23 protein-coding genes and 1 tRNA gene are annotated in these 21,032 nt (G+C 67.8%); 6 read left to right on the top strand and 18 right to left on the bottom strand.

Annotated elements, in window-relative coordinates; translation table 11 throughout:
* Positions 1-139: 139 nt before the first annotated feature.
* Positions 140-496 carry a hypothetical protein gene (locus tag E5CHR_RS18475; RefSeq protein ID WP_162581185.1) on the top strand — a complete coding sequence of 119 codons (357 nt, stop codon included), beginning with the start codon at positions 140-142 and terminating at the stop codon, positions 494-496.
* A 30-nt stretch (positions 497-526) separates the two neighbouring features.
* Here the strand turns inward: E5CHR_RS18475 and E5CHR_RS18470 are convergent, their stop codons facing one another.
* The 12 genes from E5CHR_RS18470 to E5CHR_RS18415 form a co-directional block, all read right to left on the bottom strand.
* Positions 527-1,468 carry a carbohydrate kinase family protein gene (locus E5CHR_RS18470; RefSeq protein ID WP_332061285.1) on the bottom strand — a complete coding sequence of 314 codons (942 nt, stop codon included), beginning with the start codon at positions 1,466-1,468 and terminating at the stop codon, positions 527-529.
* Positions 1,461-2,927: a xylulokinase gene (gene xylB / locus E5CHR_RS18465; protein ID WP_162581184.1), complete on the bottom strand. Its 1,467-nt coding sequence runs from the start codon at positions 2,925-2,927 to the stop codon at positions 1,461-1,463. Before xylB ends, E5CHR_RS18470 begins: the two co-directional genes overlap by 8 nt.
* Before the next feature lie 14 nt (positions 2,928-2,941).
* Positions 2,942-3,877, bottom strand: coding sequence for an AraC family transcriptional regulator (locus E5CHR_RS18460; RefSeq protein WP_162583788.1), 936 nt, complete (start codon positions 3,875-3,877; stop codon positions 2,942-2,944).
* A 31-nt stretch (positions 3,878-3,908) separates the two neighbouring features.
* Complete coding sequence (locus E5CHR_RS18455) at positions 3,909-4,697, bottom strand: L-iditol 2-dehydrogenase (protein ID WP_162581183.1); 789 nt, start codon at positions 4,695-4,697, stop codon at positions 3,909-3,911.
* A complete protein-coding gene (dalD, locus tag E5CHR_RS18450; RefSeq protein ID WP_174255730.1) occupies positions 4,694-6,115 on the bottom strand; it encodes a D-arabinitol 4-dehydrogenase in 1,422 nt (473 codons plus the stop codon). Before dalD ends, E5CHR_RS18455 begins: the two co-directional genes overlap by 4 nt.
* A gap of 18 nt (positions 6,116-6,133) precedes the next feature.
* Positions 6,134-7,165, bottom strand: a complete 1,032-nt coding sequence (locus E5CHR_RS18445) for an ABC transporter ATP-binding protein (protein ID WP_162581182.1) — start codon at positions 7,163-7,165, stop codon at positions 6,134-6,136.
* An 11-nt stretch (positions 7,166-7,176) separates the two neighbouring features.
* A complete protein-coding gene (locus E5CHR_RS18440) occupies positions 7,177-8,001 on the bottom strand; it encodes a carbohydrate ABC transporter permease (protein WP_162581181.1) in 825 nt (274 codons plus the stop codon).
* 12 nt (positions 8,002-8,013) lie between these two features.
* Positions 8,014-8,844, bottom strand: coding sequence for a carbohydrate ABC transporter permease (locus E5CHR_RS18435; protein ID WP_162583786.1), 831 nt, complete (start codon positions 8,842-8,844; stop codon positions 8,014-8,016).
* Positions 8,845-9,005: 161 nt separating this feature from the next.
* Positions 9,006-10,316, bottom strand: coding sequence for an ABC transporter substrate-binding protein (locus tag E5CHR_RS18430; protein ID WP_162581180.1), 1,311 nt, complete (start codon positions 10,314-10,316; stop codon positions 9,006-9,008).
* Positions 10,317-10,484: 168 nt separating this feature from the next.
* A complete protein-coding gene (locus E5CHR_RS18425; RefSeq protein ID WP_162581179.1) occupies positions 10,485-10,724 on the bottom strand; it encodes a hypothetical protein in 240 nt (79 codons plus the stop codon).
* A 127-nt stretch (positions 10,725-10,851) separates the two neighbouring features.
* The gene (locus E5CHR_RS18420; RefSeq protein ID WP_232062112.1) at positions 10,852-11,088 is read right to left on the bottom strand and encodes a hypothetical protein; all 237 of its coding nucleotides are present in this window, start codon (positions 11,086-11,088) and stop codon (positions 10,852-10,854) included.
* A 29-nt stretch (positions 11,089-11,117) separates the two neighbouring features.
* Positions 11,118-11,294, bottom strand: a complete 177-nt coding sequence (locus E5CHR_RS18415; RefSeq protein ID WP_162581177.1) for a DUF3606 domain-containing protein — start codon at positions 11,292-11,294, stop codon at positions 11,118-11,120.
* 263 nt (positions 11,295-11,557) lie between these two features.
* Between E5CHR_RS18415 and E5CHR_RS18410 the strand changes: the two genes are divergently transcribed.
* The 4 genes from E5CHR_RS18410 to E5CHR_RS18395 all read left to right on the top strand — a co-directional run bounded on the left by E5CHR_RS18410 (position 11,558) and on the right by E5CHR_RS18395 (position 14,713).
* Positions 11,558-11,758 carry a hypothetical protein gene (locus E5CHR_RS18410; protein WP_162581176.1) on the top strand — a complete coding sequence of 67 codons (201 nt, stop codon included), beginning with the start codon at positions 11,558-11,560 and terminating at the stop codon, positions 11,756-11,758.
* A gap of 16 nt (positions 11,759-11,774) precedes the next feature.
* Positions 11,775-11,972, top strand: coding sequence for an aminoglycoside phosphotransferase (locus E5CHR_RS18405; RefSeq protein ID WP_162581175.1), 198 nt, complete (start codon positions 11,775-11,777; stop codon positions 11,970-11,972).
* Between the two features lie 5 nt (positions 11,973-11,977).
* A complete protein-coding gene (locus E5CHR_RS18400) occupies positions 11,978-12,661 on the top strand; it encodes an ATP-dependent DNA ligase (protein WP_162581174.1) in 684 nt (227 codons plus the stop codon).
* 66 nt (positions 12,662-12,727) lie between these two features.
* A complete protein-coding gene (locus E5CHR_RS18395; protein ID WP_162581173.1) occupies positions 12,728-14,713 on the top strand; it encodes a hypothetical protein in 1,986 nt (661 codons plus the stop codon).
* Between the two features lie 501 nt (positions 14,714-15,214).
* On the opposite strand, the gene E5CHR_RS18390 is transcribed toward E5CHR_RS18395, so the two are convergent.
* From E5CHR_RS18390 to E5CHR_RS18370, 5 genes are all read right to left on the bottom strand, one after another.
* Positions 15,215-15,290: transfer RNA gene (locus E5CHR_RS18390), tRNA-Asn, on the bottom strand.
* 79 nt (positions 15,291-15,369) lie between these two features.
* Positions 15,370-16,299: a thiamine phosphate synthase gene (locus E5CHR_RS18385; RefSeq protein ID WP_162581172.1), complete on the bottom strand. Its 930-nt coding sequence runs from the start codon at positions 16,297-16,299 to the stop codon at positions 15,370-15,372.
* A 14-nt stretch (positions 16,300-16,313) separates the two neighbouring features.
* Positions 16,314-17,129: a thiazole synthase gene (locus tag E5CHR_RS18380; RefSeq protein ID WP_162581171.1), complete on the bottom strand. Its 816-nt coding sequence runs from the start codon at positions 17,127-17,129 to the stop codon at positions 16,314-16,316.
* Positions 17,130-17,146: 17 nt separating this feature from the next.
* Entirely contained in the window at positions 17,147-17,344 is a 198-nt protein-coding gene (gene thiS, locus E5CHR_RS18375; RefSeq protein ID WP_162583785.1) for a sulfur carrier protein ThiS, read from the bottom strand.
* The gene (locus tag E5CHR_RS18370; protein ID WP_162581170.1) at positions 17,344-18,516 is read right to left on the bottom strand and encodes an FAD-dependent oxidoreductase; all 1,173 of its coding nucleotides are present in this window, start codon (positions 18,514-18,516) and stop codon (positions 17,344-17,346) included. Before E5CHR_RS18370 ends, thiS begins: the two co-directional genes overlap by 1 nt.
* Before the next feature lie 50 nt (positions 18,517-18,566).
* Between E5CHR_RS18370 and thiD the strand changes: the two genes are divergently transcribed.
* Positions 18,567-19,412, top strand: coding sequence for a bifunctional hydroxymethylpyrimidine kinase/phosphomethylpyrimidine kinase (gene thiD, locus E5CHR_RS18365; protein ID WP_162581169.1), 846 nt, complete (start codon positions 18,567-18,569; stop codon positions 19,410-19,412).
* On the opposite strand, the gene E5CHR_RS18360 is transcribed toward thiD, so the two are convergent.
* Entirely contained in the window at positions 19,357-20,676 is a 1,320-nt protein-coding gene (locus E5CHR_RS18360; protein WP_162581168.1) for a purine-cytosine permease family protein, read from the bottom strand. The two genes, thiD and E5CHR_RS18360, sit on opposite strands and share 56 nt — an antisense overlap.
* Positions 20,677-21,032: the final 356 nt, after the last annotated feature.

The raw sequence follows: 21,032 nt of genomic DNA, 5'->3' as shown, positions 1-21,032 counted from the left end.
GGGGCGCCGCTACGGCGGCGCCGTTCACTCCACGCTGTGCCGGGACTCCATCATGTGGAGGAGACACCCGTGCAAAAGTACCTTTGCCAATAATCAACAGCCTGTAACAATCTGCGACATTCAACAAGAGGTTTCCCCCATGGCTCTGCGCGACCTTGCCCTGACAGTTCTCGAACTCGAACCCAATGAATTTCATTGGATCCTGATGGAGGCTGTTCAGGCGGACTCCGACGAGTGCCTGGTCTACCGGCCGGTGGATTCCTCGACCCGCGGCCTGCCCGACTACTCGGAGGCGCTGATCGAGGGCGCTTCGGCGCTGCGCGTCGTGCAAGGACTGGCACCCTTCGGCAAGCCCCGCGCGCCGGTCGGCATCGGCGAGGGCGAGCCCGCTGAGCCACCCGTCGTGCGCCCCGCTGCCGGCAGCGATTCGAGAAAGCCCAAGCCGGAGTCGGATGAGGACTCCTGCCTGTTCACCACCGACCACTCGATCCTGTAGGAACAGGTGGCTGCCAGCGCACCGAGGCGATCAGTCGGCAGGCAGTTCGGCTCGCCGCGGCATGTCGGCACCGCGACGTGAGCAGGTGATGGCGGCGACACGGGTGGCGAAGCGCAACAGGGCGGCGAGCCGCTGCGCATCCAGTGCTGCAAGTCCCGCAACGCTCAGGGCCTGCTGTTCGTCCAGCCAGGTCAGCAGGGCGGCCTGGAAGGTGTCGCCGGCGCCGACGGTGTCCACCACCTCGACCGGAGCGGCGGATTCCGCAACGTGCGAACCCGCAGTCCACGCTTCGCTGCCCCGGGCACCGCGAGTGAGCACGACCAGTTGGACACCGAGCGACAGCCAGCGCCGGGCGACTTCGCCCGGTACTGAATCCGGATAGAGCAAGCCCAGGTCCTCATCGCTCACCTTCACCATGTGCGAGAGCGCCACCATGGCCTCCACCATCGTGCGCCAGCGTGCCACATCGGGCTCGACGTTGAGCCGCACATTGGGGTCGTAGGCCACCAGGCAGCGGTCGCGCTCGCGCGCGGCCAAAGCGCGCAGGGCGCTGCCAACCGGCTCGACCACCAGCGCATAGGAGCCGAACTGCAGCACGCGAACCTGCGGCGGCAGTGCGGGCAGGCGAGCGCTGTCGATGGCCCGGTCTGCCGAGCCATGGCCGTAGAACGCATAGTGAGGCAGGCCGCCCGCGTCGACGCTCACCACGCTCAGGGTGGTTGGCGCATCGCTGCGCAGCACCAGGCGCGTGTCGACGCCTTCCGCTTGCAGCGCGTGCATCAGCCGTTCCCCCGCCGCGTCGCGCGACAGGCCGGTGAGCAGCGCCGATGGGCGACCCAGCCGCGCCAGGCCCACCGCCACGTTGAAGGGCGAGCCGCCGATGCGCGCGTCCAGATGCAGGCCAGTGGGCGTCGGCCCCAGTACGTAGACATCCATCAACGCTTCGCCGCACACCACGAACATGTCATTCATCCTTCCAGGCGAATAGCGGGCGCAGCCCGGCGTAGAGCGCCTTGAAGCGGGCATGCCGGATGCGAAGGTAGTCGGCTGGCGATCGGGCCGGCACGAAGCGCTGGCGCAGCACGGGTCGGCGGCACACCTCCCGCAGCGTGCCGCCATCGGACAGCCAGGCCAGCCGCGCGCCGCCGAGCGCGCCGCCCGCCTCGCTGCCTTCGCAAATCGCCAGCGGGGTCTCCAGTACATCGGCCAGCAACTGCGCCCACCAGACGCTGCGCGCGCCGCCGCCGACCAGCACCAGGTCGCCGGCCGGCCGGGCGAGCGTGTCCAGGCCGTCGCGCAACCCGAAGCTCACGCCTTCGGCCACCGCGTAGGCGATCTCGGCCGGGCCGTGCGCATGCGTGAGGCCGAACAGAACGCCTTGCGCGTCGGCGTCGTTGTGCGGCGAACGCTCTCCGGAGAGGTAGGGCAGGAACAGCGGAGCGCGCTGCCGCACCTCATCGCCCACCGTCGCGGCCGCCGCGAGCAGCGCCGCCTCGTTGCCCAGACCGAAGCTGCGCGCGCCCCAGCTCACGGCGCTCGAGGCCGAGAGCATCACCGACATCTGGTGCCAGCGGCCGGGCAATGCATGGCAGAAGGCATGCACCGCGGCGTCGGGCCGTGGCTCGAAGCGTTCGCCGCAAATGAAGATCACGCCCGAGGTGCCCAGCGAGACGAAACCCTGTCCGGCTTCCACGAGTCCCATGCCGACCGCGCTGGCCGCGTTGTCGCCGCCACCACCTGCAATGGGCACGCCGGCCGCGAGGCCCCAGCGTTGCGCGAGCTCCGGCCGGAGCTGGCCGGCGGCGGCACTGCCCTCGACCAGCCGCGGCATCTGCAGTCGCGACAGCCCGCAGGCGCCCAGCAGTTCGTCCGACCAGTCGCGGGCGCCCACGTCCAGCCACAGGGTGCCCGAAGCATCCGACATGTCGCTCGCGAACTCGCCGCTCAGCATGAAGCGCAGCCAATCCTTGGGAAGCAGCACATGGGTGATTCGCGCGAACAGCTCGGGCTCGTGCTCGCGCATCCACAACAGCTTGGGCGCGGTGAAGCCCGGCATGGCAAGGTTGCCGGCAATGGCGCCCAGCCGAGGAACGCGGGTCGCGAGCGTGCGGCACTGGGCGGCGCTGCGGCCGTCGTTCCAGAGGATGGCGGGGCGCAGCACCCGGTCTTGTGCATCCATCGCCACGGCACCATGCATCTGGCCCGAGAGGCCGATGGCGCGCACCGCCGCCAGGGCCGCAGCCTGCGTGCGCCGCAACTCGGCCATGGCGGCTTCCAGCGCTTCCCACCACTGCGAAGGTGCCTGCTCCGACCACAGCGGCGCCGGCCGGTCGACCGTGAGCGGCGCTCGGGCCAGCGCGACGATGCGGTGATCCGGCGCCAGCAGCAGCGCCTTCAGCTCCGAGGTGCCGAGATCGAGCCCGAGGTACAAGCGCCGGCCCTTCTTCAGCCGCCGCCGAAGCGGTGGTCGCTCTGGCGCCGGAACTCGGTCGGAGTCATGCCCTTGATCTCCAGGAAGCGGCGGTTGAAGTTGGCCACGTTGTTGAAGCCGACCTGGTAGCAGATGTCGGTCACGTAGTGATCGGTCTGCATCAGCAGGTGGCAGGCGCTGTTGATGCGCACGCGATTGACGAAGTCTGTGAAGCTGTTGCCGGTGGAGCGCTTGAAGAAGCGGCTGAAGCGGCTTTCGCTCATGCCGAGCTCGGTGGCAATGTCGGCCATCACGATCGGCTCGGCCAGGTTGGAGGTGATGCGGTCGACGATGACATTGATCTGGTCCACGCCGGCGTCGCCTTCCACGCCTTGCATCTGTACGTTGGAAAGCAGCCGGTAGTCGGTGCACTGGGACAGATCGGCCAGGTAGTCGCAGAACAGTGCGAAGCGGCGCAGTCCGCGCGCGCCTTTGACCGCGTCCCAATGCGCCAGGGCCCGCTCGGCCAGGCCGAAGAACTCGATGCCGTGGCGCGAGCGCTCGAGCAGCTGCATGACCTCGCGCAGCTCGGGAATCTCGGCGGCCGCGTGCTCGATGGGCTGGTGGCGAAACTGGATCACGCGGTCGCGCCCGGCCGCGCCGGCCGCCGGCGCGTCGAGCGAGATCCAGTTGTGCGGCAGCCGCGGTCCGCACAGCACCAGATGACCCGGCTGGAACGGCCCGATCCAGTCGCCGATGAAGGCCTTGCCCGAGGTCTCGGTGATCAGGTGCAGCTCGTACTCTTCGTGAAAATGCCAGCGCACCAGCGGGCTCGGAAAGCCGTGGGCCAGGCAGCGCACCAGGCCGGAATCCTCCGGCGCCTCGTAGCCGAGCGAAGGCGAGCGCGTGATGTCGCGCTCCAGTTCGGGTTCCCGGTGGCGGGGGAGGTTGCGGTGGCGCACCGATGTCATGGCCGGGTTGTCTCGCAAAAGGTTCACGCCGTCAGCTCATGACGTTACCACCGTCGACGTTGAGCGTCTGGGCCGTGATGTAGCGTGCCTCGTCGCTGGCCAGGAACACGGCGGCGCCCGCGATGTCGCCCGGCGTTCCCATGCGGCCGAGCGGAACCTCCAGGCCGACCTGGCGCTTCTTCTCGCCCGGCGCGCGCCCTTCGTACCTGGCGAACAGCGCGTCCACATGGCTCCACATCGGCGTGTCGACCACGCCCGGCGCAATGGCATTCACGCGAATGCCATGCGGTGCCATCGCCAGCGCCGCGCTCTGCGTGTAGCTGATGACGGCGGCCTTGGTCGCGCAGTAATGCGACACCAGCGCTTCTCCGCGGCGGCCGGCCTGCGAGGCCATGTTGATGACCGAGGCGCCGGGTGTGCCGGCCTCCACCATGTGCTGAAGCACGCGCTGCATCACGAAGAACATGCCCTTCACGTTGACCGCGAACAGTCGGTCGAAGGAGGCTTCGTCACTCGCCAGCAGCGGCGCCATGTCGAACACGGCGGCGTTGTTGACCAGCGTGTGCACCGGTCCGTGGGCCACCTGCGCCGCAGTGAGCAGGGGGGCGAGCGACGAGATGTCGGCGACATCGGCCTGCAGGTAGGTTGCGCGCTGCGTGTGGCTGCGCTGCAGGCTTTCCACGGCTTCGGAAGGTGCGGGCGCACGGTCGACCAGCGTGCATCGCGCGCCTTCGGCAAGGCAGGCATGGGCGATCGCGAGCCCGATGCCGCCGCCTGCACCGGTCACCAGCACGTGGCGTTGTCCGAGGCGCCCGGTCATGCCCTTTTTCCTCCGATGAGGGTTCGCACGCGGGCACCGGCTTCGCGCACCGCTTGCTCGAGGCGCGCGTCGCCCGCGGCGTCGCCCCAGAGGCCGGCGTCGGCACAGAGGGCCGCGACCGGATCGGCCGCGTCGCAGATGGCGTGTGCGGTGGCTTCGTCCATGCCCTGGTCCTGGTAGGCATAGGGGAGGGTGCCTTGATGCCAGCGCCGCAGGAAGGCGAGGAAGAGCGCGGGCAGCATCGCGACACCGGCGATGCTCTCGCCGTGCGCCAGGCGCTCGCGCACGGTCGGCGCGATGAAGCCCGGGATCTTCGAGAAGCCGTCCATGGCCACGCGCTGGTTGGTGTCGCGGATGGCAGGATTGCCGAAGCGCTCGAGCACGACATCACGGTACGCAGGCAGGTCGACCGGGCTCGGGCGGCCGCCGCGGTTCAGGCAGGGAATCACATCGTCCGTCACGTAGTCGAAGGCCATCTGCCGGATCTCCGGCGTGTGCGTGCCCTCGTGGATGTACTGCAGCCCGACCAGCGTGCCGGCCCAGGCGATGCAACTGTGGCTGGCATTGAGGATGCGGATCTTCGCTTCCTCGTAGGGCTGCACCGAATCGGCCAGTTCCACGCCGACGCGTGCCCAGTCCGGCCGGCCGTGGATGAAGTCGTCCTCGATCACCCACTGCGTGAAGCGCTCGGCCGTCACCGGTGCGGCATCTTCCCGGCCGGTCGCCTCGCGCACCCGCTGGCGCAGCTCCGGCGGCGGGCGCGGCGTGATGCGGTCGACCATTGCATTGGGGCAGGTGGTGTTCTCGCGCACCCAGGCTGCGAGCCCCGGCAAGCCCGCCTGCTCGATGAATTCCAGCAGGCCCCGGCGAAAGCGCTCGCCGTTGTGGCGCAGGTTGTCGCAGTTGAGCAGCGTCACCGGGCCCGCATCGGCGTTGGCGCTGCGCGCGCGCAGGATCGCGCAGACCGCGCCATAGATGGTCTGGCCGGCTTCCCCGCGCCGGGCGCGCGCGAGGTCGTCGGCCAGCTCGGCGTCGTCGGCGTCGAGCCGGTCCTGCGGGCCGAGGTAGTAGCCCGCCTCGGTGACGGTGAAGGACACGATGCGCGTGCGCGGATCGGCCCCGCGTGCGACCACCTGCGCCAGCGACGGCTCCCAGGCCAGGACCTCGCGAATGGCGCCGATGCGCTGGTAGCGGTAGTCGCCGGCCGGCGAGACGGTCTCGAGCGTGTAGCAGCCGTCCTGCGCCCGCAGGGCCGACAGGAGCTCGGCCATGTCGGGTCGCAGGTTGGCGCCCGAGAGCGACCAGCGGGCGTCGCCGGCCTCGATCAGCTGCTGCAGGTAGAACGCCTGGTGGGCACGATGGAAGGAGCCGAGTCCGAGATGGAGGATCACGAACTCCGAGAGGGGGCGAACAGACATGGGGCGCGAGGAGCAGGCTCAAGCAGCGACGGTGCGGCCTTCGCGGTTGAAGAAATGCAGCACCGACGGGTCGAGCTCGACGCTCACGGCGTCGCCCGGATGCAGCGGCGTGCGCTCGTTCTGCCGCGCCACCAGCGGCACGCCGCCGACGTCGACGTGGATCAGCGTGTCGGCGCCGAGCGCCTCGACCAGCTCGACCCGCGCCGCCGCGCCATGCTGCGGGTCCGGGTGCACGCGCAAGCCTTCCGGGCGAACGCCGAGAAAGCCATCGGCCGGCAGGCGGCCGTTGACCTGCGCGGCGAAGCTCGGGATCGCGCGCGCCTGCACCATGTTCATCGAGGGCATGCCGATGAACTGCGCGACGAACTGGTTCGCAGGCCGGTCATACAGCTCCATCGGCGTGCCGACCTGCTCGATCATGCCGTCGCGCAGCACCACCACGCGGTCGGCCAGCGTCATGGCCTCCACCTGGTCGTGCGTCACGTAGATGCTGGTGGCGCCGAGCGCGCGGTGCAGCTTGCTGATCTCGACGCGGGTGTTCCCGCGCAGCGCCGCGTCCAGGTTGGACAGCGGCTCGTCGAACAGGAAGACCTTGGGCGCCCGCACGATGGCGCGGCCGATGGCCACGCGCTGCCGCTGCCCGCCCGAGAGCTCCTTCGGGGTGCGGTGCAGGTACTGAGTGAGGTTGAGGGTCTTGGCGGCGTGGTCGACCTTGGTCTTGATCACGTCCTTCGACACCTTCGCCAGCTTCAGGGCGAAGGACATGTTGTCGTACACGCTCATGTGCGGGTAGAGCGCGTAGCTCTGGAACACCATCGCCAGGTCGCGCTTGCCCGAAGGCGTGTGCGTGATGTCCCGGCCGTCGAGCGACAGGGTGCCGCTGCTGATCGGCTCGAGGCCGGCGATGAGGCGCAGCAGCGTCGACTTGCCGCAGCCCGAAGGGCCGACGAAGACGATGAACTCGCCCTTGTCGATCTGCAGGTCCACGCCCTTGATGACGTGGGTGTCGCCGAAGCTCTTCTTGATGTTGTCGAGTTGCAGGTAGGCCATGAGGAACTCCTTTACTTGACGGCGCCGAAGGTGAGGCCCTGCACCAGCTGCTTCTGGCTGAACCAGCCGAACACCACGATGGGCGCGATGGCCAGCAGCGAGGCGGCCGAGAGCTTGGCCCAGAACAGGCCTTCGGGGCTGGAATAGGAGGCGATCAGTACCGCCAGCGTGCCGGCCTTGGCCGAGCTGAGATTGAGCGCCCAGAAGGCCTCGTTCCAGCTCAGCACCAGGCACAGCAGGCCGGTGGAAGCGAGCCCGCCCACCGACAGCGGCATCACGACGTTGCGGAACTCCGTCCACAGGTTGGCGCCGTCCATGCGCGCGGCTTCCAGGATCTCCGGCGGAATGTCCTTGAAGGCGGTGTAGAGCATCCACACCATGATCGGCAGGTTCGACAGCGTGAAGACGATGGTCAGCGCGGTGCGCGAGTCGAGCAGGCCCGCGGTCTGCGCGATCACGTAGATCGGCACCAGCGCGCCGACGGCCGGCATCATCTTGGTGGAAAGCATCCACATCAGGATGTCGCGCGTGCGCCGGGTGCGGAAGAAGGCGAACGAATAGGCTGCCGGCGCAGCGATCAACAGTCCGAGGAGGGTCGAGCCGATGCTGGTGATCAGTGAATTCTTCGCGAACAGCAGGTAGTCGCTGCGGCGCTGCACTTCGGCAAAGTTGTCCAGCGTGGGCTCGAACACGAAGAGCGGCGGCACGTGGATGGCCTGCAGCTCGGTCTTGAAGGAGGTCAGTACCAGCCAGCCCAGCGGAAAGAAGAGCAGCAGGGATACGGCCCAGGCACCGGCGGTGCGCAGCACGAGGGGGAGAACGCTGTCGGTTTGCATGGCGCTGCTCCTTCAGTCCAGGCTCTTGCCGATGATGCGGATCAGGAAGGCCGCCACGATGTTGGCCAGGACCACCGCGAACAGCGCGCCGGCCGACGCCACGCCGACGTCGAAGTTCATCAGCGACTGCTTGAAGATCATGTAGGTGAGGTTGGTGCTCTCGTTGCCCGGCCCGCCGTTGGTCGTGACCGCGATCTCGGCAAACACCGACAGCAGGAAGATCATCTCGATCATGATCACCACCGCCATCGGCCTGGCGAGGTGCGGGATCGTGAGGTAGCCGAAGCGCTGCACCGCGCTCGCGCCGTCCATGCGGGCGGCTTCCATCTGCTCGCGGTCGAGCGACTGCAGCGAGGTGATGAAGATCAGGCAGGCGAAGGGCAGCCACTGCCACGCCACCATGATGATCACGGAGAGCAGCGGCACGTCGGTCAGCCAGTCCACCGGTTCGGCGCCGAAGAAGCGCCAGAGATCGGCAAGCACCCCGTAGATCGGGTTCATCATCATGTGCTTCCACAGCAGCGCATTGACCGTGGGCATGACGAAGAAGGGCGAGATCAGCAGCACGCGCACGATGCCGCGGCCCGGGAAGGGCTCGTTGACCAGCAGCGCCAGCAGCACGCCGAGCACCACCGTCGACCCGATCACGCTGCCGATCAGGAGGAGGGTGTTTCCCACCGCCGGCCAGAAGTCCGGGTCGGTGATGAAGTACTCGAAGTTCTCAAGCCGGGCGAAGGGATGGTCGCCGGGCTGCATCAGGTTGTAGTTGACGAACGAAAAGTAGATCGTCATTGCCAGCGGCACGATCATCCAGAGGAAGAGCGTGAGCACGGCCGGCGCCATGAGCAGGCGTGGCAGGAGGCGCTGGGCCGCATCGGTCTTTTGATTTTTCTTCTTCTTCTTCTTCCCGCTCTGTTGGGAGAAGCCGGGCAGGGGTGGAACGCCGTCCGTGCGTTCCACGCCGGTGGCCCGGCCCTCCCCGAGGGGGGAGGGGCTCAGGGTGCTCACTTGTAGTACCCGGCTTTCTTCATCTCGCGCTCGGCGGCCGTCTGCGAGACCTTGAGTGCCTGGTCGACCGTGGTCTTGCCCGAGAGCGCCGCACTCATCTGCTGGCCCACCGCAACGCCGATGGCCTGGAATTCGGGGATGGCGGCGTACTGCACGCCGACATAGGGCGACTTGGGCAGGGTGCTGTCGTTCGGGTTGGCGGTGTCGATGGCCTTTTTCTCGGCCTCGGCGAAGCGCGCCGCCTTGATGAACTCGGGCGTGGCGTAGGTCGACTTGCGGGTGCCGGTCGGCACCGCGCTCCAGCCCTGTTCCTTGGCCACCAGCTTGATGTAGTCCTTGGAGGTCGCCCACTTGATGAAGGTCTGCGCCGCGTCCACCTTCTGCGAGCCGGCGGGGACCGCCAGCGCCCAGGCCCACAGCCAGTTGGCGCCCTTGGGCGTCACGGCCGTCGGCGCCTGCGCGAAGGCCACTTTGTCGGCAACCTTCGATTGCTTGGGATCGCTCACGAAAGATGCCGCGATGGTCGCGTCCACCCACATGGCGCACTTGCCTTCGTTGAAGAGCGCCAGGTTTTCGTTGAAGCTGTTGGCCGATGCGCCGGGCGGGCCGTAGGCCTTCATGAGGTCGACGTAGAAGGTAATCGCATCCTTCCACGGCTTGGTCTCGATCTGCGGTTTCCAGCTCATGTCGAACCACTGGCCGCCGTTGGTGTTGACCATCGTCGTGATCAGGGCCATGTTGTCGCCCCAGCCGGGCTTGCCGCGCAGGCACATGCCGTAGACGCCACCCTTCGGGTCGTGGACCTTGCCCGCAAGTTCCTTCACCTGCGCCCAGGTGGGCTGCTCGGGCATGCTGAAGCCGACCTTGTCCGCCAGGTCCTTGCGATACATCAGCATCGAGCTTTCGCCGTAGAAAGGCGCGGCGTAGAGCTTGCCGTCGGCCGACAGCCCGCTGCGCATGGCTGGCAGGAGGTCGTCGACGTCGTAGGCGGCATCGGTGGCGATGGGATTGAGCCACCCCTTCTTGGCCCAGATCGGCGTTTCGTACATGCCGATCGTCATCACGTCGAACTGCCCGCCCTTGGTCGCGATGTCGGTGGTGACGCGCTGGCGCAGCGTGCCTTCCTCGAGGGTGACCCACTTGAGCTTGATGTCCGGGTAGGCCTTCTCGAACATCGGCGTGAGCTTCTGCATCTCGATCATGTGCCCGTTGTTGACCGTGGCAATGACCAGTTCGGTCGCGGCCTGGGCGGCCACGCCTGCGCCGGCGAGCGCGAGTACCCATCCCGCCTTCAGAAAACGCTTCATCTCGATGTCTCCTTGTGGTTGGCGACGAGGCAGTCGCTTCAACGGATTCTGGAGACCTTGGCTTGCAAGACCGGTACTCGATATTTCGATTTCTATACTTGAATGCACTGATTGCTCAGTGACTTCCCTAATTCCGGCAACAACGGATTGGGCCGTCGCCTGCCGCCCTTAGAGATCGGTGGCGTCCTCCAGCTCGCCTTCGAGGGCCTTGTGTCCTTTTGAGGTGATGGCCAGCACCTGGGCCGGCCTGTGGCTCTCGGATCCGCTGGGCAGCGACTCGGCTGGCGGGATGAAGGCCGAGACGAGTTCGGCCGCGCGAAGCACGCGCAGCTTGTCGAGTTCGGCGGGTGCGTAGACGGTGTAGGGCAGTGGTTGCTGCGCGATGTGCCGGAGCAGTTCCATCGGCATGAGCGTCTCCTTTCTTGCGGCGGCGATCTTCTGTGAAATCGCCTTCGGTGCAAGCTTCGGACGCCCGTTGCGCCCCGCCTGCGCGTGCTGCAATGCAGCGGGAAAGCCCTCACGGGGCTTGCTTGCTTCAGGACTCGTGCACTTCGACCCGGCTGTCTGCCCACTGGATGGCCTGCTGCTCGGCATGCCGCACGGCCTCTGCCTCGGTGCGGCAAAGATCGGCATCGTTGACGAGTGGCACGAGCTTTTCGCTCGGCCATCCGAGCTGGCGGATGACGACGGGGCGGAACTGCCCCGGTCGCTCCTTCTCGGCACTGCAGATGAAGTGATAGCCCCGATACACGAACACCACGTTTCTGGACATGGGCGCCTCCATGTCCGCCAAGCTTGCTGCTACTTCCCGAGGTATTGGCGGACTGCCTCGGCCGAAGTGCCTGCGGCGGCAACCGCGGCCCTCAACTGCGCCTCGCTGACGCCCAGCTCCTTCGTCCAGTAGCGAAGCTCGTGCGTCTCGCTGACGTCGATGCGCGACCGATCCTGCGGGCCGCGGTTGCTCAAGTCGTCTGACATGTTTCGTCTCCTTTTCTATGCTTTGAGTCTGCGGGGTCAGGAAAAGTGCTGGCGACAGACGGGGACGCGAGGCCGTGCCGGAAGGGGGCTCGCGCGCGGGCCGGTACGCAGATGAGGTGGGGCATGGCATGGCGCAGGGCACCGGCACTGTCTTGGCCTCACCGGCCGCCGCTGGCATTTGGGTACAGGGCTCTGGGTCCCTGTCTGACGGCGCGGCGGCAGGACAAGGGTAGCGTCGGCGCATCGGATGCAAGGAATCGACCATGGCTATTCGACAAACGCAGGCCAAGAGCAATGATCGGGACGACAAGCGGGTCTTCCGCTGGGGCGCGATCATGGTGGTGGTCCTGGTGGTGCTGGCTGTGCTGGCGACCTACCTGCTCTCCGAGTCCAGGGAGCGTTCGCCGGTGATGCAGGAGCGCTCGCAACAGTCGCCGCAGAAGCCCGCTGCGCCTCCCCAGTAGTTGAAGAGGAGTTGCGATGCCCGAAGACCCCGACATTCCCGTTCCGTCCGCGGCCGAGTCTCCCAGAGCGGTCTTGCAGGCCCTGGCCGAGCGCGTGGGCGTGCTGGCGCCGGGGGCGCCGCTCTCGGACGAACTGCTCGCGTTCGCCATGGCCGTTGCCGACCTGCAGGCCGAGGGCAAGCTCGGCGAGCGGGGAAAGAGCGAGCGCCGCTGATCCTTTTGGCGGCGTTCGCGCTCATGGCCATGGTCCGTCTCGACGATTACAAGCCGATGCTCCTGTCGGAGCGCACATTGGGCTTGCACGAGCCCGGCTGGATCTACGAGTACAAATACCACGGCCTGCGGATGACCGCCGCATTCGGCGATGGCCTCGCCCAATTGCGGACGCGCAATGGCGCCAACGCCACCAAGTGGTTTCCCGAGCTCGGCGACAGCCTGTCGGCCGTGCGTGGCGGCCCCTACATCACGGATGGCGAGGTATGCGTGCTGGACGACCAGGGTCGAAGCGATTTCCAGGCTCTGCAGGAACGGTCCCGGCATCGCTGTTGGTACCTGAACGCGAAACCGGTGGTGTATTGCGTCTTCGATCTTCTTGTCGATCAAGAGGTGGACATCACGACGCAGCCGCTGATGCTGCGCAAGGCCGCGCTCGGACGGCTGTTCCGGGAGCTTCCCTGGGGCATTCTCCTGGTGAGGTACTCCGACAAGGGCGGGGCGCACCTGGTCAAGCAGCCCGCAGATCTGCCTGGCCCCGAGGCGTTCATCGCCAAGCGGCGCTCCAGCATCTATCTGCCGGGGGTGCGCACCAGCGAATGGGTGAAGATCAAACGCAAGCCTCGCAAGCAGGCCGGCCGCGCTTCCTGTCCGGCGGCGGGGCCTTCATGGCCCATTCGTCTTTCCTGAGCTGGAATCGCGCTTACCCAGTCCGGCACGCTCGCGGGTCGGCCTTTTCTTTTAAGGTGCTCATCCATGAAGCTTTTTGCCGCCGCGCTTGCTGTTGCGCTCGCCGGGCTTTCCCACGCCCGAACGCCCGGCTCGGAGCCGCCCGACGGGCGGGCGCCTGCGGTTGCGGGCGAGATCGTGGACGCTTCGGGCAAGGTCATCGCGAGCGCCTATCGCGACCTCGCGTACAAGTTCGGTCAGGGCGCCGGCGTGGCCTACCGGTTCGGACCGCCGGCATCCAAGGCTGGCGTACCCACGCTGCCGCTGCGCGAGGACATCGGCGCGATTTCGCACTGCGGCGGCGGTGCCGACTGCAAGACCCACTACCAGCTCGGCAAGGAAAGCAGCACCGGCGACAACCCCTATGTCAGCACGCACGGGGTGGCAGTCGGGACGCCGGACGGGCCCGACTCCGTCGCTGCCTCTGTCGCGTGGTTCCAGGCGCAGGCCACGGACCGCGAGACCTGGATGCAGCGCCCGCAGCTGCTGTGGCAGGACAGGTCGCTGTCCCCATCCGCGCTGCGCGACTACGTTTCGCAGGGTGCCCTGTCACCGAACAGCGCCGCCAGCCTGCCCATCGCGGAAACCCGCGGGGAGGGCGGCGCCGACGGACCCTCCACCCGCATGTCGCTGGTCGCCACGCAAGGCAGCCCGCGCGAAGGCGCCACCATCTATACGGTCGGCACCTACACCGCACAGCAGCGCGCCTTCGTGCGGCTTCCGGTCGGCAAGGTGCCCACGGCCCTCGCCGTGACGCCGATGTCCGAATTCGCGATGGCGACGATCTGGGACACCGTCGCCCTCAAGGGCCAGGTCGCGGTGATCGCCTTGGGTGGCGTGCCGATGAACCGCAGCTGGCAAAAGAAGGACGACTGGTACGACTGGTGGCATGACTGGATGGATGGTTCCAAACCAGGCTTCCCCAACCAGGGAGGCATCGGCTTCATGAAGGTCGTGGGCTACGTCGACCTGCCTGCCAACGTGACGGCCCCCACGGCCATCGAGGTCACCACCGGAATCGATCCGGTCGCCATGACCGTGCACCCGGTGGGCAAGGAGATTTCTTCGATCGGGGCCCTGGGATCGCCGCTGGCCAGCAACCGTTCCAAGTTCTTGCCCGGCGGCGAGTTCTACGAGCGTTATGCGAAAGGCGGGGTGGCCGTCGTCACCTCCCAATCGGAAAGGACGGCGGCCTTCATCGATCTCGGTCCGCTGTTTCGCTACTTCAATTCGATGTACCTCGACACCCCCGAGAAAAATGCGCAGACCCAGAAGCTCGGCATGGAGGCCAGCCAGTGGCCCTACCTGCTTACGCCCGGCGCGCTGCCTGTGGTGGCGAAGGTCGTCACGGTGCCGGGCACGCCGATCGCCGTCGAGACCACCGCCACGCTGGGCTACTGGTCCAAGGATGAGCGGGAGCGCGTCCCCGGCACGCCGTACTGGCGGACGACGCCGCGCGCCGCGCGAGCCTGGATCGCGACGCGCGAGGGCGAACTGCACATCTACTCGCTGGGTCGCTACGCCGCCGGAGCGAAGCCGACCACGCCGAAGCCGGACGACATCGCGCCCGTGGGCACGGTGAGGGGGCTGGGCAGCAACATCACGTCCCTTGCAAAGTCCAAGGGCTTTCCCGGCCGGCGCGATTCGGTCAACGATTCCGTCCTCTTCACCGCGCGTGGCGATCGTGCGTGGGGCTGGGTGGGCTTCAGCGACGACCAGAACGGCGGATCGGTGATACGCCGCATGGCGGACTCGCGTGTCGACCCGGTCATGGTCACCGAGGCCGACCAGTATTCGACCTCCGGCGGAGTGGTGACGGTGGCCGACTACGCGGGCAAGGCGATCAGGAACTACCGCTTCAGCAGCGTGGTGTATCCCCGCAAATCGGACCAGACCTCGTTCTGCCCGCAAGACAAGGGCGGCTGCCCGACGCTGACGCCCGAGGGGGAGTACGCGGGGGCGCTGGATCTGCCGTTCCGGCCATTCTCCGTGCACTCGTCGAACGCGCCTTGAACGCGCACGAGGGTGCGTGAGCGTGGGGTGAATGGGTGAAAACCTCATCCGCTTCAGGGAGCGGAGGGTGGGACCGGCGCGGGCGACGGATCTGAGGTTCCATTATTGCTACGGCAACAGTTGTACCCGGGCCGTAGCCGGTTGGGATCCCGCGTCCGGCGATGACTATCACGTCTATGTCGAAGGGTACGGGGGCGTGCTTCGCATCTTGCAGGCTTGCTCCATGTCATCGGGGAGCGAGCGAGTCACCTACAACAACAACACGAACCAATGCATGGCTTACGTGAATTACAAGTGAGCATGGGAGACGATTCCCACTGCCTCGTACTTCTGCCGAACCTGCTTGAGGTGGCCGCATGGAGGGAGGGTCGCACGCTCAGCCGCGCCGCCCGAGCACTGGATATTGGACGCGTCCAATAACCGTCCACTATGGCATCCAAAAGAAGAAGGCCCTGCTACCGGTTGGATAGCAGGGCCTCTAATGCCTATGCGGCTTTGTAGTGGCTCCTCGACCTGGGCTCGAACCAGGGACCTACGGATTAACAGTCCGGCGCTCTACCGACTGAGCTATCGAGGAACAAGCCTCAAATTATAGCGTCGTTTTTTGGGCCTCCCTACCGGCCTGACTTGGGCCGAACGGATGCGCGAAAAAATTCTCAGCCGGCGGCCATCGCCTTCATCAGCCGTGCCGCTGCAGCCTCGGGGTCGGCCTCCGCCACCACGGCGCGCACGACTGCGACGGAGCCCACGCCCGTGGCCAGCACCTCGGACAGTCGCTGGGCATCGACGCCGCCGATGCCCACCTGCGGATAGCCGCGCATCAGGCGCGCGTAGGCGGCCAGCCGTGCAACGCCCTGGGGCGCGGTCGCCATCTGCTTCAGCGTCGTGGGATACACCGCGCCCATGGCGATGTAGCTCGGGCTTACGGCGTCGGCGCGCACCATTTCTGCATAGCCGTGGGTGCTGACGCCCAGCCGAATGCCGGAGGCGCGGATCGCCTGCAGTTCCTGCGGGTCCAGCGCATCCAGGTCTTCCTGGCCCAGGTGCAGGCCATAGGCCCGGGCCTCGACGGCGTCTTGCCAGTGATCGTTGATGAACAGCAGGGCTCCCGTGCCGCGCACCGCGTCCACGGCCGCGTGCACTTCGCGCTTCACCGCTTCCGCATCGGCGGACTTGAAGCGCAGCTGCACGGTTGGCACGCCGGCGCGCGCCATGCGGCCGACCCAGGCGGCATCGGGCAGCACGGCGTAGAGGCCGAGCCGCTCGGGGCAGGGCGGAAAGGCATCGTCGCGGCCCGACAGCGGAAAGGGCCGCATGCCGAAATCGGCCGGATGCTCGGGCCAGGCGCCCGCATCGAAGGCGCCGGTGCGGCGGGTCTGTGCCTGCCAGGCACAGGCCAGGCATTCGGCATCGACCTCGATGAAGCCCAGTGCCGCGCAGGCCGTCTTGGCGCCGCGGTACACCGCGTCGTCGGAAGAGAAGGAGGCCGGGCGACCCCCAGCTTCGCCGAAGCGTGCCGCATGCGCCTCGACGATGGCGCGGGCGATGCCGTCGGGGTCGTTCCGGTGGTTCGTCGGGTCGTTCATGGCATTCGTCGCAGTCATTGGGCGTTGGCGTGATGCCAGAAGGGCGTGCCGAGTACCGGCGTGCTCGGCTGTGCGGAATCCTGCGCGGCCATGGCGCCCGCCCGGTACGCGCTGCGGCCCGCCTGAACCGCGTCGGCAAAGGCGCCGGCCATGGCGACCGGGTCTTGCGCCAGCGCGACGGCGGTGTTGAGCAGCACGCCGTCGTAGCCCCATTCCATCACCTGGCAGGCATGCGAGGGCAGGCCCAGCCCGGCATCGACCAGCAAGGGGACCGCGAGCCGTTCGCGCAGCACCTGCAGCGCATAGGGATTGACGGGGCCGCGGCCCGTGCCGATGGGCGCGGCCCAGGGCATCACGGCCTGGCAGCCGACGTCCACCAGGCGTTGGCACAGTACGAGGTCCTCGGTGCAGTAGGGCAGCACATGGAAGCCGTCGCGGACCAGTTGCGAGGCGGCGTCGACCAGGTTGAGCGTGTCAGGCTGCAGGGTGTAGTCGTCGCCGATCAACTCGAGCTTGATCCAGGGCGTGTCGAACAACTCGCGCGCCATCTGCGCGGTGGCGATGGCCTCTTGCACACTGTGGCACCCGGCGGTGTTGGGCAGCACCGGCACGTCGAGCTGCCGCAGCAGCTCCCAGAAGCCGTTGCCGTCGCTGCCGTTGCCCGGCGTCGCCGTCTGGCGGCGCAGCGAGGCGGTCAGCATCGCCGGCCGGGCACGCCGTACCGCGGCCTCCAAAACATCGGGCGATGGGTAGCGCGCGGTGCCGAGCAGCAGCCGGCTCTGGAAGGCCTGGCCGTAGAGCACCAGGGGAACGTCAGCGTTCGTGTTCATGTGGGTGAGTCTCCGGTTCAGCCGCCCGTCACGGGGCGGATCACTTCGATGCGGTCGTCGGGGTGCAGGGCATGCGATGCGTAGTTCGAGCGCGGCACGAACTGGCGGTTCACCGCGGCGGCGAAGGGGGGCTTGGCTTCGATCAAGGCAATCGCATCGGCCAGCGTGGAGCCGTCGGGCAAGGTCTTCGGGCTGTCGTTGATCAGGATGTTCATCATGGTGCGATGGGCTCCGGCCTGGGTGCCAGGGCGAAGCGTTCGGCCAGCGGCGAGGCATCTTCGCGCAACAGTTCCAGCGCAACGTCGAGCATGGCCGGCGCGATCATGAATCCGTGGCGGTAGAGACCGTTGATCTGCATCACGCGGGCTCGGGGCTGGCGAAAAGCCGGCAGGTTGTCGGGCAGCGTCGGGCGGCACTGGGTCGCGATCTCGAGGATGCGCGCCTCTGCAAAGCCGCTGTGCACCGCATAGGCAGCGCTCAACAGCTCGAGCGTCGAGCGCACGCTGGCCGGCGACATGTCATCGGATTCGATCTCGGTCGCGCCGATCACGAACACGCGGTTCGGCTTGGGCGCGATGTAGAGCGGGTAGCGAGGATGCACCAGGCGCGTGGGCCGCGTCAGCGCGACGTCGGGCGCATGCACGCGGATCACCTCGCCGCGCACGCCGCGCAGCGCGCTCCATTGCGGCTGGGCGCCAAGTCCGCGGCAGTCGATGACGCGTTCGCCTTCGCCGGGGCGGAAATCGTCGAGGCTGCGCGGCGCTTGCCAGTGCAGCTGTACGTTGGGCAGGGCCTCCAGCGTGGCGAGCAGGGCGGCGAGCAACTCGCGATTGTCGAGCTGGCCTTCTTCCGGCAGCAGCAGGCCCTGCACGAAGCGGTTGCCCAGCGCAGGTTCCAGCGCGGCAATGCCCGCTGCATCCAGGGTGCGCATCGGCGGCAAGTCGGGCACCTGCTCGCCGGTGCGCGCCAGCACGCGCGCCAGCCGCGCGGCCTCGGCTGCATCCTGGCGGTGCCAGAGGACCAGGGTGCCTTCGCGTTGAAAGAACACCGGCTGTGCCAGGTCCGCAAGCAGTTCCGGCCAGCGCGCCAGGGCGTAGTGGCCCATGCGAACCACTGAAGGCGGCGCGACTGCCGATTCGGCCAGCGGCGCGAGCATGGCGGCTGCGACCCGGGCGGCCGCGCCGTCGGCCAGCGGGCCGCCCGCATCGAAGAGCTCGACACGGCAGCCCTGGCGCGCCAGGGCCAGCGCCAGCAGACGGCCCATGAGCCCAGCCCCGAGAATCGCGGCCGAGGCGAAGGGGAGGGGCTTGCGGGCGGTCGCCGGGCGAGCTTCGCCTTGGCCTTCGGCCGTGGTGCGAGTCCTTTCGAAAGGTGGGGCGGAGCTCATCGACACGTCCTCCGGCGAGCCACGCGGTGCCGTGGACCATAATTTTCAGCATGACCCAAGCAACTTCCCGCTATGCCCGCGTGCTGTCGATCGCCGGTTCCGACAGCGGCGGCGGGGCCGGCATCCAGGCCGACCTCAAGACCTTCTCGGCCCTGGGCTGCTACGGCATGACGGCGATCACCGCGCTCACGGCGCAGAACACGCTGGGCGTCTCCGGCATCCATGGCGTGCCGCCGGAATTCCTCAAGGCGCAGATCCAGGCGGTGGTGGAGGACATCGGCGTCGACGCGGTCAAGGTCGGCATGCTGCATGCACCCGAGGTGGTGGAGGTGGTGGCCTGGGCCATCGACCACTACAGGCTCGACAAGGTGGTGCTCGACCCGGTGATGGTCGCCACCAGCGGCGACCGGCTGATCGCCGCCGAGGCGGTGCAGGTGCTGGTGCGCGAGCTGTTTCCGCGCGCGACCGTGGTCACGCCCAACCTCGACGAGGCGGCGCTGCTGATCGGCCATGCCATCGATGGTGTCGACGCGCTCGACGAGGCGGCCGGCGAACTGCTCGCGCTGGGTGCGCGCGCCGTGCTGCTCAAGGGCGGCCATCTGCCCGGCAACGACGTGGTGGACCTGCTGGCGGAGGCCGACGGCGAGCGGCTTCGCCTTGCATCCGAGCGCATCGCGAGCCGCAACCTGCACGGCACGGGGTGCACCCTGTCGTCGGCGGTCGCCGCGCATCTCGCGCTCGGCTATGCGCTGCCGGAGGCGGTCGAGCGCGCGCGCGGCTACGTGGTGGCCGCGATGGCCGCCGGTGCGGATGTGAAGGTCGGCGCGGGCCATGGCCCTCTCAACCACGGCTTTGCGCCAGTGCCGACGGTCCGCCTGCCGCTGCCTGGCGCGTGAACCAGGCCAGCACGAAGGTGAAGGCCAGCGTGGGCAAGGCCGAACCGAGCTGGGGCGCCCACCTGGCGCAACCATGGTAGACAGCGATGCCTGCGATCCAGATCAGCGCGGCACCCAGATCGACGCGGCGCGTGCCCGAGGTGGAAGGCGCCTCGCCGATGCCCAGCCTGCCGAGGATCACGCCGTACAGCGGCACGAAGACCGAGCTCAGCAGCAGCAGGAAGGGCTCCAGCGTGTGCATCGGCAGCACCAGCGCGAAACCGATGCACAGAACGGCCAGGGCCAGGCCCCATCGCTTCACGCTCCAGCGCGGCTTCAGGCTGTGGGCGGAAACCGAACCTGAATAGACGTCGCCATAGGCGTTGTCGAGTTCGTCGATCAGGATCAAACCCAGTGCCACCAGCCCGCCCTGTGCCAGCAGCAAGGCGGTGACCAGGTTGCTTCCCGGCTCGGCCGCGCTCGCCACCATCACGCCCAGGCCATAGCACCAGATGTTCGCGAGCGCGTAGCCCAGCCATGTGCCCGAGAAGGCGGCGCCGAGTCCGCCGGTGCTGCGCTTGCCGTGACGCGCATAGTCGGCCACCAACGGCAGCCAGGAGACCGGCATCGCGATCACCAGGTCGAGGGCGCTGAACAGGCCCATGCTGCCGTCGCCGGGGCGCGACCAGAAGGCTTCCAGCCCCTTGGCCTGCAGCTGGGCCGCAAACTGCCAGCTGAGCCACAGCAGCGACAGCAGCACCAGCGGCAACCCGAAGCGGCTGACGAAGCGCCGCACCAGCTTGACCATGGAGCCGGCCAGCAGCGCGAGCAGCACTGCGCCCCACAGCAGCGTGGTCAGCACGCCGCCGAGGCCACCCTCGAGCGACCACCCGAAGGCTTGCTTGCCGATGGCTTGCGTGCCCTCGCGCATGATCACGAGTTCGAAGGTCGTCCAGCCGATCAGCTGCACGATGTTGAGGACGACCGGCAACCGCGCAAAGGCGCTGCCGTAGGTCGCATGCATGAGCCCGGCGCTGGCCAGGCCGCTTTCACAGCCCAAACGTGCAGTCCAGGCCAGCAAGCCGGCGCCGATGCACGAGCCAAGAACGATCGCGATGACGGCATCGCGCGTGCCGACTGCTGGCACGAGGTAGGCGCCGATCTGCATGACCAGGAGGCCGACGCCGAGGCTGAACCACAGCGAGAGGTGGTCGTGCCAGCGGAAGACGCGGCTGCCGGCGGCGAGCGGGGTCAGCGCTTCATTGTCTTGGTTTGCGGTTGCCATCCATTTGCTCCAATGCAAAGCGTTTGGCAGGTGGGCGAGGCCACGGCGGCAAGACCTCCGCGCGAGAAAAGACCAAGACGCGGGGGCCGCCGGACCAGCTTCCCTGCGCGAGGATTACCTCAGTCAGGTTCAAAGGGACTCTCTCAGCCTGCCTGCAACACGATGTATCGCGGGTGGGCACCCCTAGCGTTGCTTCAGTCGGTCTGGCGAAGCAAAGCGGATTGTAGGCTGCGTGGGGTGGGGCGGTTGGAGGTAGGGGGCGATTGGCGGTTTTGACGTCGGGCCGGTGGGGCGTGCTGCGCAGTGAAGTAAAGGAGGAGGCGGCCGCAGGCCGCCGGGGGACATGAACGGAGCAG

This window comes from Variovorax sp. PBS-H4 (assembly GCF_901827205.1).
Lineage (GTDB): Bacteria > Pseudomonadota > Gammaproteobacteria > Burkholderiales > Burkholderiaceae_C > Variovorax.
Note: the sequence above shows the minus strand (reverse complement) of the source record. Positions and strands in the feature narration are given on the sequence as shown.

Excerpts from the sequence above, each read along its gene's own strand:
- E5CHR_RS18470 (WP_332061285.1), bottom strand. The coding sequence starts at position 1,468 with ATGAATGACATGTTCGTGGTGTGCGGCGAAGCGTTGATGGATGTCTAC.
- E5CHR_RS18410 (WP_162581176.1), top strand. The coding sequence starts at position 11,558 with ATGGCTATTCGACAAACGCAGGCCAAGAGCAATGATCGGGACGACAAG.
- dalD (WP_174255730.1), bottom strand. The coding sequence starts at position 6,115 with ATGTCTGTTCGCCCCCTCTCGGAGTTCGTGATCCTCCATCTCGGACTC.
- E5CHR_RS18415 (WP_162581177.1), bottom strand. The coding sequence starts at position 11,294 with ATGTCAGACGACTTGAGCAACCGCGGCCCGCAGGATCGGTCGCGCATC.
- E5CHR_RS18385 (WP_162581172.1), bottom strand. The coding sequence starts at position 16,299 with ATGAACGACCCGACGAACCACCGGAACGACCCCGACGGCATCGCCCGC.
- E5CHR_RS18475 (WP_162581185.1), top strand. The coding sequence starts at position 140 with ATGGCTCTGCGCGACCTTGCCCTGACAGTTCTCGAACTCGAACCCAAT.
- E5CHR_RS18460 (WP_162583788.1), bottom strand. The coding sequence starts at position 3,877 with ATGACATCGGTGCGCCACCGCAACCTCCCCCGCCACCGGGAACCCGAA.
- E5CHR_RS18425 (WP_162581179.1), bottom strand. The coding sequence starts at position 10,724 with ATGCCGATGGAACTGCTCCGGCACATCGCGCAGCAACCACTGCCCTAC.
- E5CHR_RS18430 (WP_162581180.1), bottom strand. The coding sequence starts at position 10,316 with ATGAAGCGTTTTCTGAAGGCGGGATGGGTACTCGCGCTCGCCGGCGCA.
- E5CHR_RS18370 (WP_162581170.1), bottom strand. The coding sequence starts at position 18,516 with ATGAGCTCCGCCCCACCTTTCGAAAGGACTCGCACCACGGCCGAAGGC.
- thiD (WP_162581169.1), top strand. The coding sequence starts at position 18,567 with ATGACCCAAGCAACTTCCCGCTATGCCCGCGTGCTGTCGATCGCCGGT.
- E5CHR_RS18395 (WP_162581173.1), top strand. The coding sequence starts at position 12,728 with ATGAAGCTTTTTGCCGCCGCGCTTGCTGTTGCGCTCGCCGGGCTTTCC.
- E5CHR_RS18455 (WP_162581183.1), bottom strand. The coding sequence starts at position 4,697 with ATGACCGGGCGCCTCGGACAACGCCACGTGCTGGTGACCGGTGCAGGC.
- E5CHR_RS18435 (WP_162583786.1), bottom strand. The coding sequence starts at position 8,844 with ATGGCGCCGGCCGTGCTCACGCTCTTCCTCTGGATGATCGTGCCGCTG.
- E5CHR_RS18420 (WP_232062112.1), bottom strand. The coding sequence starts at position 11,088 with ATGTCCAGAAACGTGGTGTTCGTGTATCGGGGCTATCACTTCATCTGC.
- thiS (WP_162583785.1), bottom strand. The coding sequence starts at position 17,344 with ATGAACATCCTGATCAACGACAGCCCGAAGACCTTGCCCGACGGCTCC.
- E5CHR_RS18360 (WP_162581168.1), bottom strand. The coding sequence starts at position 20,676 with ATGGCAACCGCAAACCAAGACAATGAAGCGCTGACCCCGCTCGCCGCC.
- E5CHR_RS18405 (WP_162581175.1), top strand. The coding sequence starts at position 11,775 with ATGCCCGAAGACCCCGACATTCCCGTTCCGTCCGCGGCCGAGTCTCCC.
- E5CHR_RS18445 (WP_162581182.1), bottom strand. The coding sequence starts at position 7,165 with ATGGCCTACCTGCAACTCGACAACATCAAGAAGAGCTTCGGCGACACC.
- E5CHR_RS18380 (WP_162581171.1), bottom strand. The coding sequence starts at position 17,129 with ATGAACACGAACGCTGACGTTCCCCTGGTGCTCTACGGCCAGGCCTTC.
- E5CHR_RS18440 (WP_162581181.1), bottom strand. The coding sequence starts at position 8,001 with ATGCAAACCGACAGCGTTCTCCCCCTCGTGCTGCGCACCGCCGGTGCC.